The organism is Streptomyces sp. MMCC 100, from assembly GCF_041538145.2.
Classification (GTDB): domain Bacteria; phylum Actinomycetota; class Actinomycetes; order Streptomycetales; family Streptomycetaceae; genus Streptomyces.
Genome location: NZ_JBGORK020000001.1, coordinates 6490511 through 6505936 on the forward strand (window position 1 = coordinate 6490511; position 15426 = coordinate 6505936).

16 protein-coding genes are annotated in these 15426 nt (G+C 68.9%); 4 read left to right on the top strand and 12 right to left on the bottom strand.

What is annotated here, in order from left to right:
- Positions 1 to 5: 5 nt before the first annotated feature.
- The gene (locus ABS735_RS29880; RefSeq protein ID WP_373902384.1) at positions 6 to 578 is read left to right on the top strand and encodes a cob(I)yrinic acid a,c-diamide adenosyltransferase; all 573 of its coding nucleotides are present in this window, start codon (positions 6 to 8) and stop codon (positions 576 to 578) included.
- Between the two features lie 88 nt (positions 579 to 666).
- Here the strand turns inward: ABS735_RS29880 and ABS735_RS29885 are convergent, their stop codons facing one another.
- On the bottom strand, positions 667 to 1254 hold the full coding sequence (locus ABS735_RS29885) for a hypothetical protein (RefSeq protein ID WP_373902385.1): 588 nt from the start codon (positions 1252 to 1254) through the stop codon (positions 667 to 669).
- Between the two features lie 152 nt (positions 1255 to 1406).
- Between ABS735_RS29885 and ABS735_RS29890 the strand changes: the two genes are divergently transcribed.
- From ABS735_RS29890 to ABS735_RS29900, 3 genes are all read left to right on the top strand, one after another.
- A complete protein-coding gene (locus ABS735_RS29890; RefSeq protein WP_373902386.1) occupies positions 1407 to 2603 on the top strand; it encodes a sensor histidine kinase in 1197 nt (398 codons plus the stop codon).
- Positions 2600 to 3241 carry a response regulator gene (locus tag ABS735_RS29895; RefSeq protein WP_373902387.1) on the top strand — a complete coding sequence of 214 codons (642 nt, stop codon included), beginning with the start codon at positions 2600 to 2602 and terminating at the stop codon, positions 3239 to 3241. Before ABS735_RS29890 ends, ABS735_RS29895 begins: the two co-directional genes overlap by 4 nt.
- 134 nt (positions 3242 to 3375) lie before the next feature.
- Positions 3376 to 5211, top strand: coding sequence for a glycosyl hydrolase family 18 protein (locus ABS735_RS29900; protein ID WP_373902388.1), 1836 nt, complete (start codon positions 3376 to 3378; stop codon positions 5209 to 5211).
- Positions 5212 to 5317: 106 nt separating this feature from the next.
- Here the strand turns inward: ABS735_RS29900 and ABS735_RS29905 are convergent, their stop codons facing one another.
- The 11 genes from ABS735_RS29905 to ABS735_RS29955 all read right to left on the bottom strand — a co-directional run bounded on the left by ABS735_RS29905 (position 5318) and on the right by ABS735_RS29955 (position 15316).
- Positions 5318 to 5764, bottom strand: coding sequence for a DUF2550 domain-containing protein (locus ABS735_RS29905; protein WP_007387649.1), 447 nt, complete (start codon positions 5762 to 5764; stop codon positions 5318 to 5320).
- Between the two features lie 142 nt (positions 5765 to 5906).
- Positions 5907 to 6281, bottom strand: a complete 375-nt coding sequence (locus tag ABS735_RS29910; RefSeq protein ID WP_007387650.1) for a F0F1 ATP synthase subunit epsilon — start codon at positions 6279 to 6281, stop codon at positions 5907 to 5909.
- 131 nt (positions 6282 to 6412) lie between these two features.
- Positions 6413 to 7849 (bottom strand): F0F1 ATP synthase subunit beta, encoded by a 1437-nt coding sequence (gene atpD / locus ABS735_RS29915; RefSeq protein ID WP_373902389.1) that lies wholly within the window; start codon positions 7847 to 7849, stop codon positions 6413 to 6415.
- Positions 7849 to 8766, bottom strand: a complete 918-nt coding sequence (locus ABS735_RS29920) for a F0F1 ATP synthase subunit gamma (RefSeq protein ID WP_373902390.1) — start codon at positions 8764 to 8766, stop codon at positions 7849 to 7851. The genes atpD and ABS735_RS29920 overlap by 1 nt, the downstream gene beginning before the upstream one ends.
- A 21-nt stretch (positions 8767 to 8787) precedes the next feature.
- On the bottom strand, positions 8788 to 10377 hold the full coding sequence (atpA, locus tag ABS735_RS29925; protein ID WP_373902391.1) for a F0F1 ATP synthase subunit alpha: 1590 nt from the start codon (positions 10375 to 10377) through the stop codon (positions 8788 to 8790).
- Between the two features lie 169 nt (positions 10378 to 10546).
- Positions 10547 to 11362: a F0F1 ATP synthase subunit delta gene (locus ABS735_RS29930; RefSeq protein WP_373902392.1), complete on the bottom strand. Its 816-nt coding sequence runs from the start codon at positions 11360 to 11362 to the stop codon at positions 10547 to 10549.
- 5 nt (positions 11363 to 11367) lie between these two features.
- Positions 11368 to 11922 (bottom strand): F0F1 ATP synthase subunit B, encoded by a 555-nt coding sequence (locus ABS735_RS29935; RefSeq protein WP_373902393.1) that lies wholly within the window; start codon positions 11920 to 11922, stop codon positions 11368 to 11370.
- A gap of 41 nt (positions 11923 to 11963) precedes the next feature.
- A complete protein-coding gene (gene atpE / locus ABS735_RS29940) occupies positions 11964 to 12194 on the bottom strand; it encodes an ATP synthase F0 subunit C (protein WP_024884520.1) in 231 nt (76 codons plus the stop codon).
- A gap of 73 nt (positions 12195 to 12267) precedes the next feature.
- Positions 12268 to 13089 (bottom strand): F0F1 ATP synthase subunit A, encoded by an 822-nt coding sequence (gene atpB / locus ABS735_RS29945; protein WP_373902394.1) that lies wholly within the window; start codon positions 13087 to 13089, stop codon positions 12268 to 12270.
- Positions 13090 to 13314: 225 nt separating this feature from the next.
- Positions 13315 to 13749 carry a Cg1360 family ATP-synthase-associated protein gene (locus tag ABS735_RS29950; RefSeq protein ID WP_007387658.1) on the bottom strand — a complete coding sequence of 145 codons (435 nt, stop codon included), beginning with the start codon at positions 13747 to 13749 and terminating at the stop codon, positions 13315 to 13317.
- Between the two features lie 262 nt (positions 13750 to 14011).
- Positions 14012 to 15316 (bottom strand): MraY family glycosyltransferase, encoded by a 1305-nt coding sequence (locus ABS735_RS29955; RefSeq protein WP_373902395.1) that lies wholly within the window; start codon positions 15314 to 15316, stop codon positions 14012 to 14014.
- Positions 15317 to 15426: the final 110 nt, after the last annotated feature.

The window sequence follows — 15426 nt, forward strand, 5'->3', positions numbered from 1 at the left end:
GCCTCATGGTCAACCTGACGCGCATCTACACCCGGACCGGCGACAAGGGCACCACCGCCCTCGGCGACATGAGCCGGGTCCCCAAGACCGACCTCAGGATCTCGGCGTACGCCGACGCCAACGAGGCGAACGCGGTGATCGGCACCGCGATCGCGCTGGGCGGCCTGCACGAGGAGATCGTCAAGGTCCTCGTCCGCGTCCAGAACGACCTGTTCGACGTGGGCGCGGACCTGTCCACGCCGGTGGTGGAGAACCCGGAGTACCCGCCGCTGCGGGCCGAGCAGTTCTACGTCGACAAACTGGAGGCGGACTGCGACCGCTTCCTGACCGAGGTGGAGAAGCTCCGCTCCTTCATCCTCCCCGGCGGCACCCCCGGCGCGGCCCTGCTCCACCAGGCGTGCACGGTGGTGCGCCGGGCCGAGCGCTCCACGTGGGCGGCGCTGGAGGCCCACGGCGAGACGATGAACCCGCTCACCGCGACCTACCTGAACCGCCTCTCCGACCTGCTCTTCATCCTGGCCCGCGTGGCCAACAAGGAGGTCGGCGACGTGCTGTGGGTGCCGGGCGGGGAGCGCTGAGCGCTCCGCGGGCAGGGGCGTGACGGCCGTCGGTCGTCCACCGCCTCGTTGGGGCTGATCGCGCCCAGGCGGCGGGGCCCATGTCGACTCAGCCCCGCGCCCCTTCGGGGCCGCTCTCGTCGGCCTCGGTCGACGACGTACCCGCCGGGGCCTTCTTCGGCCAGATCAGGTACGTGAGGGCGATCAGGCCGTGGATGCCGGCGACGCGCAGGGCAGTCCACTGGAAGGACCGCAGCGACGAGACGTCGCCCTCGTGGCCGACGTACCAGACCGCGCCCTGGAGCAGCGCGCAGGCCACCGCGGCGCCCAGCACCGTCCGCAGCCACAGCCGGCCCTCGTGCCGCGCCCGGGGCATGCCGTGGCGCGGGGGCTTGACCGGCGGCGGGCCGCCGGCCAGGCGGTGGGCGGCGTGAGCGTCGAGCCAGCGGATCGTGTAGTGGCCGTAGGCGACGGTGTAGCCGATGTACAGGGCGGCCAGGCCGTGCTCCCAGCCCGGCTCGGCGCCGTTCTTCAGGTCCCAGGCCGTCACCGCGAACAGCACCAGTTCCAGCACGGGCTCGCACAGCAGCAGGACCACACTGGTGCGCCGCCGCTTCAGCAGGTAGCGGGCGCCCAGGCCGAGGGCCAGCAGGACCCAGAAGCCGACCTCGCAGGCGATGATCAACGCGATGACCACGACGTACTCCCTTCGTTCACCCTTCCAGGCTCCCGTGGGAATGCGCCGCGTTCGTCGTCGGCGGTGACGAACCTCCGGTACATCGAAAGATGCAGTGCGGGACCCTTCCCGGGGATCAGGCGGGCGGGCCGCGGGCCGTGTTGGATGGTGGCATGGCCGTACGACTCCCCCGCCCGCGCCGCTTCGACGTGTACGCCGCGTCGGCCGGGCTGCTCGGCGGGCTGCTCCTGTGGGGCATCGGCCTGGGCGTAAGGCCGGCCGACGAGCCGGTCGTGCTGTTCGACGGCCGCTGGCCGCTGCTGGTGCCGCTCGCCGTCATGGCGGGCTGCGAGCTGCTGCGCCGGGCCGCGCCGCGCACCGGGCTGCTGATCGGCACCGCCGCGCTCATCGCGGACACCCTCACGCGGGGCAGCCTGGTCACGGTGATCATGTACACCGACCTGATGTACGCCGCCGTGCTGTACGGCCCGCCCGCCTCGGCCCGCCGCATCCCGTGGATCACCGGGCTGCTCACCGTGGCCGGCACCGTCGTGCCGTTCGCGCTGTGGCGGGTACCCGAGGCGCTGCTCATCGGTGTCGCCGTCGGCATCGTGTCCTTCGCGCCCGCCTCCACGGGCCTGATCGTGCGCAACCACCGCGAGGCCGCCGACGCCGCCCTGCTGCGCGCCGAGCAGACCGCGCTGCTCGCCGAGATGGACCGGGTCCAGGCGGTGACGGCGGAACGCTCCCGGATGGCCCGCGAGCTGCACGACATGGTCGCGGGCCGCCTCTCCGCGATCGCCATCCACTCCACGGCCGCGCTCTCCCTGGACGACGCGGCGACCACACAGCAGGCGCTCGGCGTGATCCGCGAGAACAGCGTGGCGGGACTGGCCGAGATGCGACGCCTGATCGGCATCCTGCGGGACAGCGGCGGGGACACCGAACCGGCCCCCGCCCCCACCCTCGAAGGGCTCGGCGCGCTGGTCGACGGCGCCCGCGCCAACGGCCTCGACGTCGCCCTCGACGCGGACCCCGGCGACAACCTGCCCGCGCCGGTCGAGCTGGCCGCCTACCGGATCGTGCAGGAGTCGCTCACCAACGCGCTCAAGCACGCCTCGCCGGGCACGGTCCGGGTCCGGCTCGACCGGGACGGCACCGCCCTGCGTATCCGGGTGACCAGCCCGTACGGCGACCGGGACACCCCGCGCGCCCCGGGCTCCGGCGCCGGTCTGGTCGGGATGCGGGAGCGGGCCGCACTGCTGCACGGCACCTTCGAGGCGGGGGCGGTGGCGGACCCCGACTCGGCGGGCGCCAAGATCTGGGCCGTACACGCCACCCTGCCGCTGACCGAAGGAGACCTCGCGTGATCCGCGTCCTCGTCGCCGAGGACCAGTCCGCCGTCCGCGCGGGGCTGGTGCTGATCCTGGGCAGCGCACCGGACATCGAGGTGGTGGGAGAAGCCGCCGACGGCGAGCAGGCGGTGGCACTGGCCCGCGAGCTGCGTCCCGACCTGGTGCTGATGGACGTGCAGATGCCGCGCCTGGACGGTGTGTCGGCGACCCGGATCGTGGTCGGGGAAGGCCTCGCCGACGTCCTGGTGCTGACCACCTTCGACCTGGACGAGTACGTCTTCGGGGCGCTGCGGGCGGGAGCCGCCGGGTTCCTGCTGAAGAACACCGACGCCAAGGACCTGATCGCGGCCGTGCGCACGGTGGCGGGCGGCGAGGGCATCGTGGCCCCGGCCGTCACCCGGCGGCTGATCGCCGAGTTCGCCGCGAAGCCGGTTCGGGAGCCGGCCGCGGACCCGGCGGTGCTGCGGGACCTGACCCGGCGTGAGCGCGAGGTGCTGTCCTGTCTCGGCGAGGGGCTGTCCAACGCGGCGGTCGCCGAGCGGCTGGACATGGCCGAGGCGACGGTGAAGACGCACGTCAGCCGTCTGCTGGGGAAGCTGGGGCTGCGCAGCCGGGTGCAAGCGGCGGTGCTGGCGCAGGAGTTGGGGATCTAGTTTCACCCTCAACCACAGCCCGTCACATTGGTCCAGACCTATTGACCTATGGTCCAGACCTTTCTATTCTCGCGGCACTGCGGGCATGAGGCTCAGTCATGCCCACAACAACATCCCCATATAAGGAGGCGCACATGCGCTTCAGACACAAAGCCGCGGCACTCGCCGCGACCCTGGCGCTTCCCCTCGCCGGCCTGGTCGGCCTCGCGAGCCCGGCCCAGGCGGCCACCAGCGCGACGGCCACCTTCGCCAAGACCTCGGACTGGGGCACGGGCTTCGGCGGCAGCTGGACGGTGAAGAACACCGGCACCACCTCCCTCAGCTCCTGGACCGTCGAGTGGGACTTCCCCTCCGGCACCAAGGTCACCTCCGCCTGGGACGCCACCGTCACCAACTCCGGCGACCACTGGACCGCCAAGAACGTCGGCTGGAACGGGACGCTCGCCCCCGGCGCCTCGGTCTCCTTCGGCTTCAACGGCAGCGGCCCCGGCTCCCCGTCCAACTGCAAGCTCAACGGCGGCAGCTGCGACGGCACCTCCGTTCCCGGCGATGAGGCCCCCTCCGCGCCCGGCACGCCCACCGCCTCGAACATCACCGACACCTCGGTGAAGCTGTCCTGGTCGGCGGCCACCGACGACAAGGGCGTCAAGAACTACGACGTCCTGCGGGACGGCGCGACGGTCGCCACCGTCACCGGCACCACCTACACGGACAACGGCCTCACCAAGGGCACCGACTACTCGTACACCGTCAAGGCCCGCGACACCGCTGACCAGACCGGCCCGGTCAGCGGCTCCGTGAAGGTCACGACCACCGGCGGCGGTGGTGACGACGGCGGCAACCCGGGCACCGGCGACGAAGTCAAGATGGGCTACTTCACCAACTGGGGCGTCTACGGGCGCAACTACCACGTGAAGAACCTGGTCACCTCCGGCTCCGCCGACAAGATCACGCACATCAACTACGCCTTCGGCAACGTCCAGGGCGGCAAGTGCACCATCGGCGACTCGTACGCCGACTACGACAAGGCGTACACCGCCGACCAGTCCGTCGACGGCGTCGCCGACACCTGGGACCAGCCGCTGCGCGGCAACTTCAACCAGCTGCGCAAGCTGAAGGCCAAGTACCCGAACATCAAGATCCTCTACTCCTTCGGCGGCTGGACCTGGTCCGGCGGCTTCCCCGACGCCGTGAAGAACCCGGCCGCGTTCGCGAAGTCCTGTCACGACCTGATCGAGGACCCGCGCTGGGCCGACGTCTTCGACGGCATCGACCTGGACTGGGAGTACCCGAACGCCTGTGGTCTCAGCTGTGACGAGACCAGTGCCCCGAACGCCTTCAGCAGCATGATGAAGGCCATGCGCGCCGAGTTCGGCCAGGACTACCTGATCACCGCGGCCGTCACCGCCGACGGCTCGGACGGCGGCAAGATCGACGCCGCCGACTACGGCGAGGCCTCGAAGTACATCGACTGGTACAACGTGATGACGTACGACTTCTTCGGCGCCTGGGAGAAGAACGGTCCGACCGCCCCGCACTCGCCGCTGAACGCGTACGACGGCATCCCGCAGCAGGGCTTCAACACCGCCGACGCGATGGCGAAGTTCAAGTCCAAGGGCGTCCCGGCCGACAAGCTGCTGATCGGCATCGGCTTCTACGGCCGCGGCTGGACCGGCGTCACGCAGTCCGCGCCCGGCGGCACCGCCACCGGCCCGGCGACCGGCACGTACGAGGCGGGCATCGAGGACTACAAGGTCCTCAAGAACAGCTGCCCGGCCACCGGCACCATCGCCGGCACCGCGTACGCCCACTGCGGCTCCAACTGGTGGTCCTACGACACCCCCGCCACCATCAAGTCCAAGATGGACTGGGCGGAGCAGCAGGGCCTCGGCGGCGCCTTCTTCTGGGAGTTCAGCGGCGACACCACGAACGGTGAACTGGTGAGCGCCATCGACAGCGGCCTGAAGTAATCCTCAAGGGGCCTAGAGCCCAAGGGCCTAAGGCCTAAGGCCTAAGCAACATTGACGCTCCCCCAGACTTCGTCCGGGGGGACCCCCACCCAGCGGGTGAACGCGGCTACGCCACGTTCACCCGCTGTCCGGGCGGGGCTGCTTCCAGCCACGCGAGGAATCCGGTCAGCGCGTCTTCGCTCATCGCCAGTTCCAGCCGTGTGCCCCGGTGCAGACAGGCCAGGACCACGGCGTCGGAGAGCAACGCCAGTTCCTCCTCGCCGTCCGGCACCCGGCGGCCGGCCACCTCGATCGCGGAGCGTTCGAGCACACGGCGCGGGCGGGGGGAGTACGAGAAGACGCGGTACCACTCGACCCGGTCGCCGTTGTAGCGGGCCACACCGTAGGCCCAGCCCTTGCCGCCGGTGTCGCCCTCCTTGGGGGCGTCCCAACGCAGGGAGCAGTCGAAGGTGCCGCCCGAGCGCTGGATCAGCCGGCGGCGCAGACCGAAGACGAAGAGCCCGATCACCACCAGGGCGACAACGATTCCGCACACAGTCAGAGCGAGGGCCATCGACACCGACCTCCTCGTCTCCTAGGTAACGGAACGGAAAAAACACCCGGATCTGCCTCAGCCGCGGCCGGGTCCGGATGACTCCGGTCCCAGCCGCGGCTGAGTGACGTCATGGCACGACGCTATCGCACAGTGCTGTGGATCAGCGTCCCGCCGCAGCGCGCAGTCGGACGTCCGCGCGGCGCTCGGCGTGGGCGTCGCCCTCCGTCTTCGCGCGCTCGAGCTCCCGCTCGGCACGGTGGACGTCGATCTCGTCCGCCAGCTCGGCCGTCTCGGCCAGCAGCGACAGCTTGTTGTCGGCGAACGAGATGAAACCGCCGTGCACCGCGGCGACGACCGTCCCGCCGTCACTCGTACGGATGGTCACCGGGCCCGACTCCAGCACACCGAGCAGCGGCTGGTGACCGGGCATGACGCCGATGTCGCCGGACGTGGTGCGCGCGACGACCAGGGTGGCCTCGCCGGACCAGACCTCTCGGTCGGCCGCGACCAGCGCGACGTGCAGCTCAGCAGCCAAGGTGGCTCCTCGGGTCACCACCCGGCGGGAGAGCCGGGTGTTGGTTACAAGTCTAAGGGGCGTGCCGGAGGGGACGGGACGCGCCCGCCCCCTCCGGGTGGTGTGCCGTACGGCTCACCGTGAGCCGAGGCTCAGGAGACGCCCAGCTCCTTGGCGTTGTTCTTCAGGTCCTCGATGCCACCGCACATGAAGAACGCCTGCTCCGGGAAGTGGTCGTACTCGCCGTCGCAGATCGCGTTGAAGGCCGCGATCGACTCCTCCAGCGGGACGTCCGACCCGTCGACGCCGGTGAACTGCTTGGCGACGTGGGTGTTCTGGGACAGGAAGCGCTCCACGCGACGGGCACGGTGGACGACGAGCTTGTCCTCTTCGCCCAGCTCGTCGATACCGAGGATCGCGATGATGTCCTGCAGGTCCTTGTACTTCTGCAGGATGTTCTTCACGCGCATCGCGGCGTTGTAGTGGTCCGCCGCGATGTACCGCGGGTCGAGGATGCGGGACGTCGAGTCCAGCGGGTCCACGGCCGGGTAGATGCCCTTCTCGGAGATCGGACGGGACAGAACCGTCGTCGCGTCGAGGTGGGCGAAGGTGGTGGCCGGGGCCGGGTCGGTCAGGTCGTCCGCGGGGACGTAGATCGCCTGCATCGAGGTGATCGAGTGACCACGGGTCGAGGTGATGCGCTCCTGGAGGAGACCCATCTCGTCGGCCAGGTTCGGCTGGTAGCCCACCGCGGAGGGCATACGGCCGAGCAGGGTCGACACCTCGGAACCCGCCTGGGTGAAGCGGAAGATGTTGTCGATGAAGAACAGCACGTCCTGCTTCTGGACGTCACGGAAGTACTCGGCCATGGTCAGGCCGGCCAGCGCGACGCGCAGACGGGTGCCCGGCGGCTCGTCCATCTGACCGAAGACAAGGGCGGTCTTGTCGATGACGCCCGACTCGCTCATCTCGTCGATGAGGTCGTTGCCCTCACGGGTGCGCTCACCGACACCGGCGAACACGGAGACACCGTCGTGGTTGTTGGCGACGCGGTAGATCATCTCCTGGATGAGCACCGTCTTGCCGACGCCGGCGCCGCCGAACAGACCGATCTTGCCGCCCTTGACGTACGGGGTCAGCAGGTCGATGACCTTGACGCCGGTCTCGAACATCTCGGTCTTCGACTCGAGCTCGTCGAAGTTCGGCGCCTTGCGGTGGATCGGCCAGCGCTCGCCGTCGTACTGCTCGTCGACGTTCAGCACCTCGCCGAGGGTGTTGAACACCTTGCCCTTGGTGAAGTCGCCGACGGGGACGGAGATGGCCGCGCCCGTGTCGGTCACCGGGGCCTGGCGGACCAGGCCGTCGGTGGGCTGCATGGAGATGGTGCGGACCAGGCCGTCACCGAGGTGCTGGGCGACCTCGAGGGTCAGCGTCTTGAGCTCACCCTCCTTGGCCGGGTCGGCGACCTCGACGTGCAGCGCGTTGTAGATGTCCGGCATCGCGTCGACGGGGAACTCCACGTCGACGACCGGGCCGATGACCCGGGCGACGCGGCCCGTGGCCGTCGCGGTCTCAACAGTGGTGGTCATTAGTTGTCACTCCCCGCGTTCGCGTCGGCCAGGGCACTGGCGCCACCGACGATCTCGCTGATTTCCTGGGTGATTTCGGCCTGGCGGGCCGCGTTGGCAAGACGGGAGAGCGTGTTGATCAGCTCGCCCGCGTTGTCGGTGGCCGACTTCATCGCGCGCCGGGTGGCGGCGTGCTTGGAGGCAGCCGACTGCAGCAGCGCGTTGTAGATGCGGCTTTCGACGTAGCGCGGCAGCAGGGCGTCGAGGACGTCCTCCGCCGACGGCTCGAAGTCGTACAGCGGAAGGATCTCGTCCTTCGCGCCCGACTCCTTCGCCACCTCGTCGAGGCTCAGCGGCAGCAGCCGGGAGTCGACCGCCGTCTGCGTCATCATCGAGACGAACTCGGTGTAGACGATGTGGAGCTCGTCCACGCCGCCCTCGGCCGTGTCCTTCTCGATGGCCTCGATCAGCGGCGCCGCGACCTTCTTGGCGTCCGCGTACGCCGGCTCGTCGGTGAAGCCCGTGAACGACTCCGCGACCTTGCGCTCGCGGAAGTTGTAGTGGGCCAGACCGCGCCGGCCGACGATGTACGTGTCGACCTGCCGGCCCTCACGCTCGAGGCGCTCGGTCAGCTGCTCCGCCGCCTTGATGGCGTTGGAGTTGAAGGCACCGGCCAGACCGCGGTCGCTCGTGAGGAGCAGGACCGCGGCGCGGGCCGGGTTCTCCGCCTCCGTGGTGAGCGGGTGCTTCGTGTTCGACCCGGTACCGACCGCCGTGACCGCGCGGGTGAGCTCCTGCGCGTACGGCGTGGAGGCCGCCACCTTGCGCTGCGCCTTGACGACGCGCGAGGCGGCGATCATCTCCATCGCCTTGGTGATCTTCTTGGTCGCGGTGACGGATCGGATGCGACGCTTGTAGACCCGGAGCTGGGCTCCCATGAGTCAGGTCCCTTCCTTACGTCACTTGGCGACGGACGGGGCGTCCTCGCCGAGCAGCTTGCCGTCCGAGGTCTCGAACTGCTTCTTGAACGCGGCGACGGCGTCGTCGATGGCCTGGATCGTGTCGTTCGACATCTTGGCGCCCTCCTTGATGGAGGTCATCAGGCCCTGCTCCTGGCGGTGCAGGTACTCCAGCAGCTCCTTCTCGAAGCGGCGGATGTCGGCGACCGGCACCTCGTCCATCTTGCCGTTGGTACCGGCCCAGACGGAGACGACCTGGTCCTCGGTGGCCATCGGCTCGTACTGGTTCTGCTTGAGCAGTTCGACCATGCGCTGGCCGCGCTCGAGCTGGGACTTCGAGGCCGCGTCCAGGTCGGAACCGAAGGCGGCGAACGCCTCCAGCTCGCGGAACTGGGCGAGGTCCACGCGCAGTCGGCCGGAGACCTGGCGCATCGCCTTGTGCTGGGCGGAGCCACCGACGCGGGAGACCGAGATACCGACGTTCAGGGCCGGACGCTGACCGGCGTTGAACAGGTCGGACTCCAGGAAGCACTGGCCGTCGGTGATGGAGATGACGTTGGTCGGGATGAACGCCGACACGTCGTTGGCCTTGGTCTCGACGATCGGCAGACCGGTCATCGAGCCGGCGCCCTCGGCGTCGGAGAGCTTCGCGCAGCGCTCCAGCAGACGGGAGTGCAGGTAGAAGACGTCACCGGGGTAGGCCTCGCGGCCCGGCGGGCGGCGCAGCAGCAGCGACACGGCGCGGTAGGCGTCGGCCTGCTTCGACAGGTCGTCGAAGATGATCAGGACGTGCTTGCCCTCGTACATCCACTGCTGGCCGATGGCCGAGCCGGTGTACGGCGCCAGGTACTTGAAGCCGGCCGGGTCGGACGCCGGGGCGGCCACGATGGTCGTGTACTCCAGCGCGCCGTTCTCCTCCAGCGCGCCGCGCACGCCCGCGATGGTGGAGCCCTTCTGGCCGATGGCGACGTAGATGCAGCGGACCTGCTTGCTCGGGTCGCCGGTGCGCCAGTTGTCGCGCTGGTTGATGATCGTGTCGACGGCCAGGGCGGTCTTGCCGGTCTGGCGGTCGCCGATGATCAGCTGACGCTGACCGCGGCCGATCGGGGTCATGGCGTCGACGGCCTTGTAGCCGGTCTCCATCGGCTCGTGCACCGACTTGCGCTGCATGACCGTGGGGGCCTGCAGCTCCAGGGCGCGGCGACCGCTGGTCTCGATCTCGCCGAGGCCGTCGATCGGGTTGCCGAGGGGGTCGACGACGCGGCCGAGGTAGCCCTCGCCGACGGCCACGGAGAGGACCTCACCGGTACGCGAGACCGGCTGCCCCTCCTCGATGCCGCTGAACTCACCGAGGACGACGCAACCGATCTCGCGCTCCTCGAGGTTGAGGGCGAGGCCGAGGGTGCCGTCCTCGAACTTCAGCAGTTCGTTGGCCATGGCCGAGGGCAGGCCCTCGACCTTCGCGATGCCGTCGCCGGCAAGGGTGACCGTACCGACCTCCTCGCGCGAGGCCGCGTCCGGCTTGTACGACTGGACGAAGTTCTCCAGTGCGTCCCGGATCTCCTCCGGCCGGATCGTGAGCTCCGCCATCTGAGTTCCCTGCTCTCCTTGTTGGGCCCGAAGTTTCACTTGGGGGGTATTCCACGAGTCGGGACTCCCCCCAACGAGAGGTGAATCCTCTGCACGGCCCAACCAGGGCCGTCGTAAGTACGTACTGCTACTGCTCTGTTACTGCTTTTGCTGTTGTCACGCGTGGGCGTCAGCTCGCCAGCCGGCGGCCGGCGTCCTCCAGACGGTCCGCGATGGAGCCGTTGATGACCTCGTCACCGACCTGCACCCGGATTCCGCCGAGGACCTCGGGGTCCACGTCGAGGTTCAGGTGCATCGGACGGCCGTAGACCTTCGCGAGGGCCGCGCCGAGGCGCTGCTTCTGCGTGTCGCTCAGCGGCACCGCCGAGGTGACCACGGCGACCATCCGGTCCCGCCGGTCGGCGGCGAGCTTGGCCAGGGACTCGAGTCCCGACTCCAGGCTACGTCCCCGCGGCGCGGTGACAAGGCGCGTCACCAGACGCTCGGTGGTCGGCTCCGCCCGGCCGCCGAGCAGGCTGCGCAGCAGCTCGCCCTTGGCCGCGGTGGTGGCCGACCGGCTGGTGAGCGCGGCGCGCAGCTCGGTGTTGGAGGAGACGATCCGGCCGAACCGGAACAGCTCGTCCTCCACGTTGTCGAGCCGGCTCCGCTTCTGGGCGGCGGTGAGGTCGGCGGTGCTCGCCAGCTCCTCCAGCGCGTCCACCAGGTCGCGGGACTGCGACCAGCGGGAGCGCACCATGCCGGCCACCAGGTCGACGGCCTGGCCGCTGACCTGGGAGCCGAGGAGACGCTGGGCGAGCTCGGCCTTGGCCTCGCCCGACTGCGCCGGGTCGGTGAGGACCCGACGCAGCGACACCTCGCGGTGGAGCAGCGCGGTGACGGCGGCCAGCTCGTCGGCGAGCGAGCCGGCGTCCACGGACGTGGAGTCCGTCAGCACGTCGAGACGCTCACGTGCGGCGGCAAGAGCCTCGCGGCTCGCTCCGTGCATCCCACTCATCGGGTTGCCTCTGCCGTCGTCGCCTTGTCGTCCAGCTCGTCCAGGAAGCGGTCGATCACACGGCTCTGGCGGGCGTGGTCCTCGAGGGACTCCCCGACGAGCTTGCCGGCCAGCTGAGTGGCCAGCTGTCCGACGTCCTGGCGCAGCGCGGACGCGGCGGCCTTGCGGTCGGCCTGGATCTGGGCGTGACCGGCGGCGATGATCTCCTCACGCTGCCGCTGGCCTTCCGCGCGCATCTCGGCGATGAGCGTGGCGCCCTGCTCCTGCGCCTCCTGACGCAGTCGCGCGGCCTCGTGCCGGGCCTCGGCGAGCTGGGCCTTGTACTGCTCGAGGACGCTCTGGGCCTCGGTCTGCGCGGCCTCGGCCTTCTCGATACCGCCCTCGATGGCCTCGCGACGCTCTTCCAGAACCTTGTTGATGTTCGGGAGGAGCTTCCAGGCGAGGAAGCCGAAGACGATGACGAAGGCGATCAGGCCGATGACGAGCTCGGGGATCGGCGGGACGAGGGGATTCTCCATCTCCTCGGCCGCGATCTGGAGCATCGGGCTCATGGGTTTGCCTTTCGTCTAGTCGGCGGGAAGTTGATCCGCGATTACTTGCCGTAGACGAACGGCATGACCAGACCGATCAGGGCGAGCGCCTCACAGAAGGCGAAGCCGAGGATCTGGTTGGCGCGGATCAGGCCGGCCGCCTCGGGCTGACGGGCGAGGGCCTGGGTGCCGTTACCGAAGATGATGCCGACGCCGACGCCGGGGCCGATGGCAGCGAGGCCGTAACCGATGGAGCCGAGCGAGCCGGAAACAGCGGCAAGGGTCTGGGACATGCCAGTTCTTCCTTTTCTTTACGGACCGGTGGGGGTTGGCCACCGGACGATCAGGGGGTGTGGTGCGGGGCGCTCAGTGGTGCTCGGCGAGCGCGCCCTGGATGTACGTGCACGTGAGGAGCACGAAGACGTACGCCTGAAGTGCCTGGATGAAGAGCTCGAAGGCCGTCATGACGATCGTCATGATGAAACTGACGCCCGCGTAGGCGAAGCCGATGCCGTTCAGCAGGTACCAGCTGGCGATCGTGAAGAGCAGCAGCAGCGTGTGGCCTGCGAACATGTTCGCGAAGAGCCGGACGGCGTGCGTGAAGGGCCGCACCAACAGGTTCGAGAAGAACTCGATGAGCATGGCCAACGGCAGAACAGCGCCCAGGGACTTGTCGTAGCCAGTGACGTTCTTGAAGAAGCCGACGAAGCCGTGCCGCTTGAACGTCAGTGAGACCCAGAGGACGTAGACGACGATGGCCAGCACCGCCGGGTAGGCGATGATCGACGTCACCGGGAACTGGGCGACCGGAACGATCGACCAGAGGTTCATCATCCAGATGAAGAAGAAGAGCGAGACGACCAGCGGGACGTACTTCTCACCTTCCTTCTTGCCGATGGTCTCGTAGACAACGCCTCGACGGATGAAGTCGTACCCGGTCTCGGCGACCATCTGCAGCTTGCCCGGCACGACCTTCGGCTTGCGGAAGGCCGCCCAGAAGAAGCCGACGATGACGATGGAACCGAGCAGGGCCAGCAGCATCGGCTTGTTGAAGTACAGGTTGCTGTCCGCGTCGCCCCAGAGGGGCTCGAACAGGAACGAGTGCAGGCCGGGAGCCGGGAAGCCACAGCCGTCGAAGATGTGGCAGTCGGTCTCGAAGGCGAGCACCTGCGTCGGGTCAGCACTCACCGCGGGCTCCTTCAGCGTGGCGCATGGATACGGCAACCTCGTTGTGTCGGCGCGGCGCGGGGCCGCTGTTCGGCACGGGACTGGTGTTTCGGGTGTGGGGGCGGCTGTGGGGCATCTCGCCTCGCGATTCAGCAGGCGTCAGCTCGGATGCCCGCGCCCGCGATGCCGCAGTTGGCACCGGACGATAGCAGGACTTCACATGCCTCTTTATCCCGGCCCTACCCCTCACGACGAGTGGCCCGTCTTCTCGGGCTTCTCGCTCGACGACTCGGGCTCGACGTAGAGGATCTTGGCCTTCATGTGCGCCCGCGTCTGCGCGGCGATCCACGCGAGCGTGACGGCGACCAAAGTGATCGCGAAGGACCGGGGGTTGAACAGCGTCGTGTTCTTGAACGCGGCGAGGAAGACGAACAGCAGCAGGATCTGTGCCGCGTAGAGCATCAGGCCCATCGCCTGGAAAAGGTGCGGAAGCGACTTGGCGGTGCGCTGCAGGACGTAGAGCCCGATTCCCATGAAGAGCATCGCCACCACGGTCGCGACGACGGCTCCGACCGCGCCCTTGCCGCCGGCGACCACGGCGCTGACGACGGCGGCGACAGCGCCGACGGCAGCCGTGGGCACGGCAGCCTGAAGCAGGATCCGGACGTCATTGGACGGCATGGCGGCAACTCCGCTTTCAACACACAGGGGGCAGGTGTCGTCATGGACGAGCGTAGCCCCGAGCCGGACGAGGTCCTCACTTACAAGAGACCGTCGCACTACGGTCCTTGGGCTCTACCCGGGGGATACTCGTGAACCGTATCACAAACTATTTGATGAGGTCTTTACCTCTGGGTGTGCTTGCTGTCACACGTGAGAGTGACCGTGCGCGTTTGTGTCATTACGGCGCCAACTTGTCTGGTAATGCGGCATTTCGTCACTCTCACCTGGCGCGCGTACGGGGTCCGACGGCGGTCGCCCCGTTGACGCCCGAGACACCCACGGTGACGGGAACCCGCTCCTCGCCCTCGTCCGCGACCGCCGCGGCTCCGCCCTCGCTCGCGGTGGCGGCGGCCGCCCTGCGGCGCCGGTAGCGCGGCGGGACGAAGCTCTCGGCCCAGCGGGGCGCGCGCGGGGTGAAGCGCGGCAGCAGGAGCAGGACCAGGCCGATCGCGCTGAGGAAGACGACGCTCAGCACGATCCACATCGATGCCGCGTTCACGGAGTAGGCGAGCGCGCCGAACGCGATCAGCGCCGAGAAGAAGTACATGATCAGCACCGCGCGGCTGTGCGAGTGGCCGATCTCCAGCAGCCGGTGGTGCAGGTGCCCCCGGTCCGCGGCGAACGGCGACTGACCGCGCCAGGTGCGGCGCACGATCGCCAGGATCAGGTCGGCGGCCGGGATGGCGATGATGGTCAGCGGCATCAGCAGCGGGATGTACACGGGCACCATCTGGTGCACGGCGTTGCGTTCGGAACCGGAGAACAGCTTCATCACGTCCGGGTCGACCTGCCCGGTGACCGAGATCGCGCCGGCCGCCAGCACGAGCCCGATCAGCATGGAGCCGGAGTCGCCCATGAAGATCCGGGCGGGGTGCATGTTGTGCGGGAGGAAGCCCAGGCACATGCCCATCAGGATGGCCGCGAACAGCGAGGCGGGCGCCGCCGCCTCGATGCCGTACGAGTACCAGATCCGGTAGGCGTACATGAAGAACGCCGCCGCCGCGATGCACACCATGCCCGCCGCGAGACCGTCCAGGCCGTCCACGAAGTTGACCGCGTTGATGGTGATGACGACGAGGGCCACCGTCAGCAGGGTGCCCTGCCACTGGGTGAGCGCCACCGTGCCGATGCCCGGCAGCGGGATCCACAGGATGGTCAGACCCTGCACCACCATCACGCCGGCGGCGATCATCTGGCCGCCCAGCTTGATCAGGGCGTCGATCTCGAACTTGTCGTCCAGGACACCGATCAGCCAGATCAGGGCCGCCCCGGAGAGCAGGGCGCGCGGCTCGTTGGACTTCTCGAAGACCTCGCTGAGGTTGGTGAGGTGGTCGGCGACCAGCAGGCCGGCGCACAACCCGAAGAACATCGCGATCCCGCCGAGCCGCGGAGTGGGTTCCCGGTGCACGTCACGTGCCCGGATCTCCGGCATCGCCCCCGCCACGATCGCGAACTTCCGTACCGGCCCTGTCAGCAGATACGTCACCGCGGCCGTGATGCAGAGCGTCAGGAGGTATTCACGCACGGGCTTCCCCACAGGTCTCGCTGGCCATCCTCGACCTCACACCCTAGCGATGCGCCTGGCGGTGCACGCATACGGTTGAGGACTTCCGGGTAGCGACGATGGTTGCACGT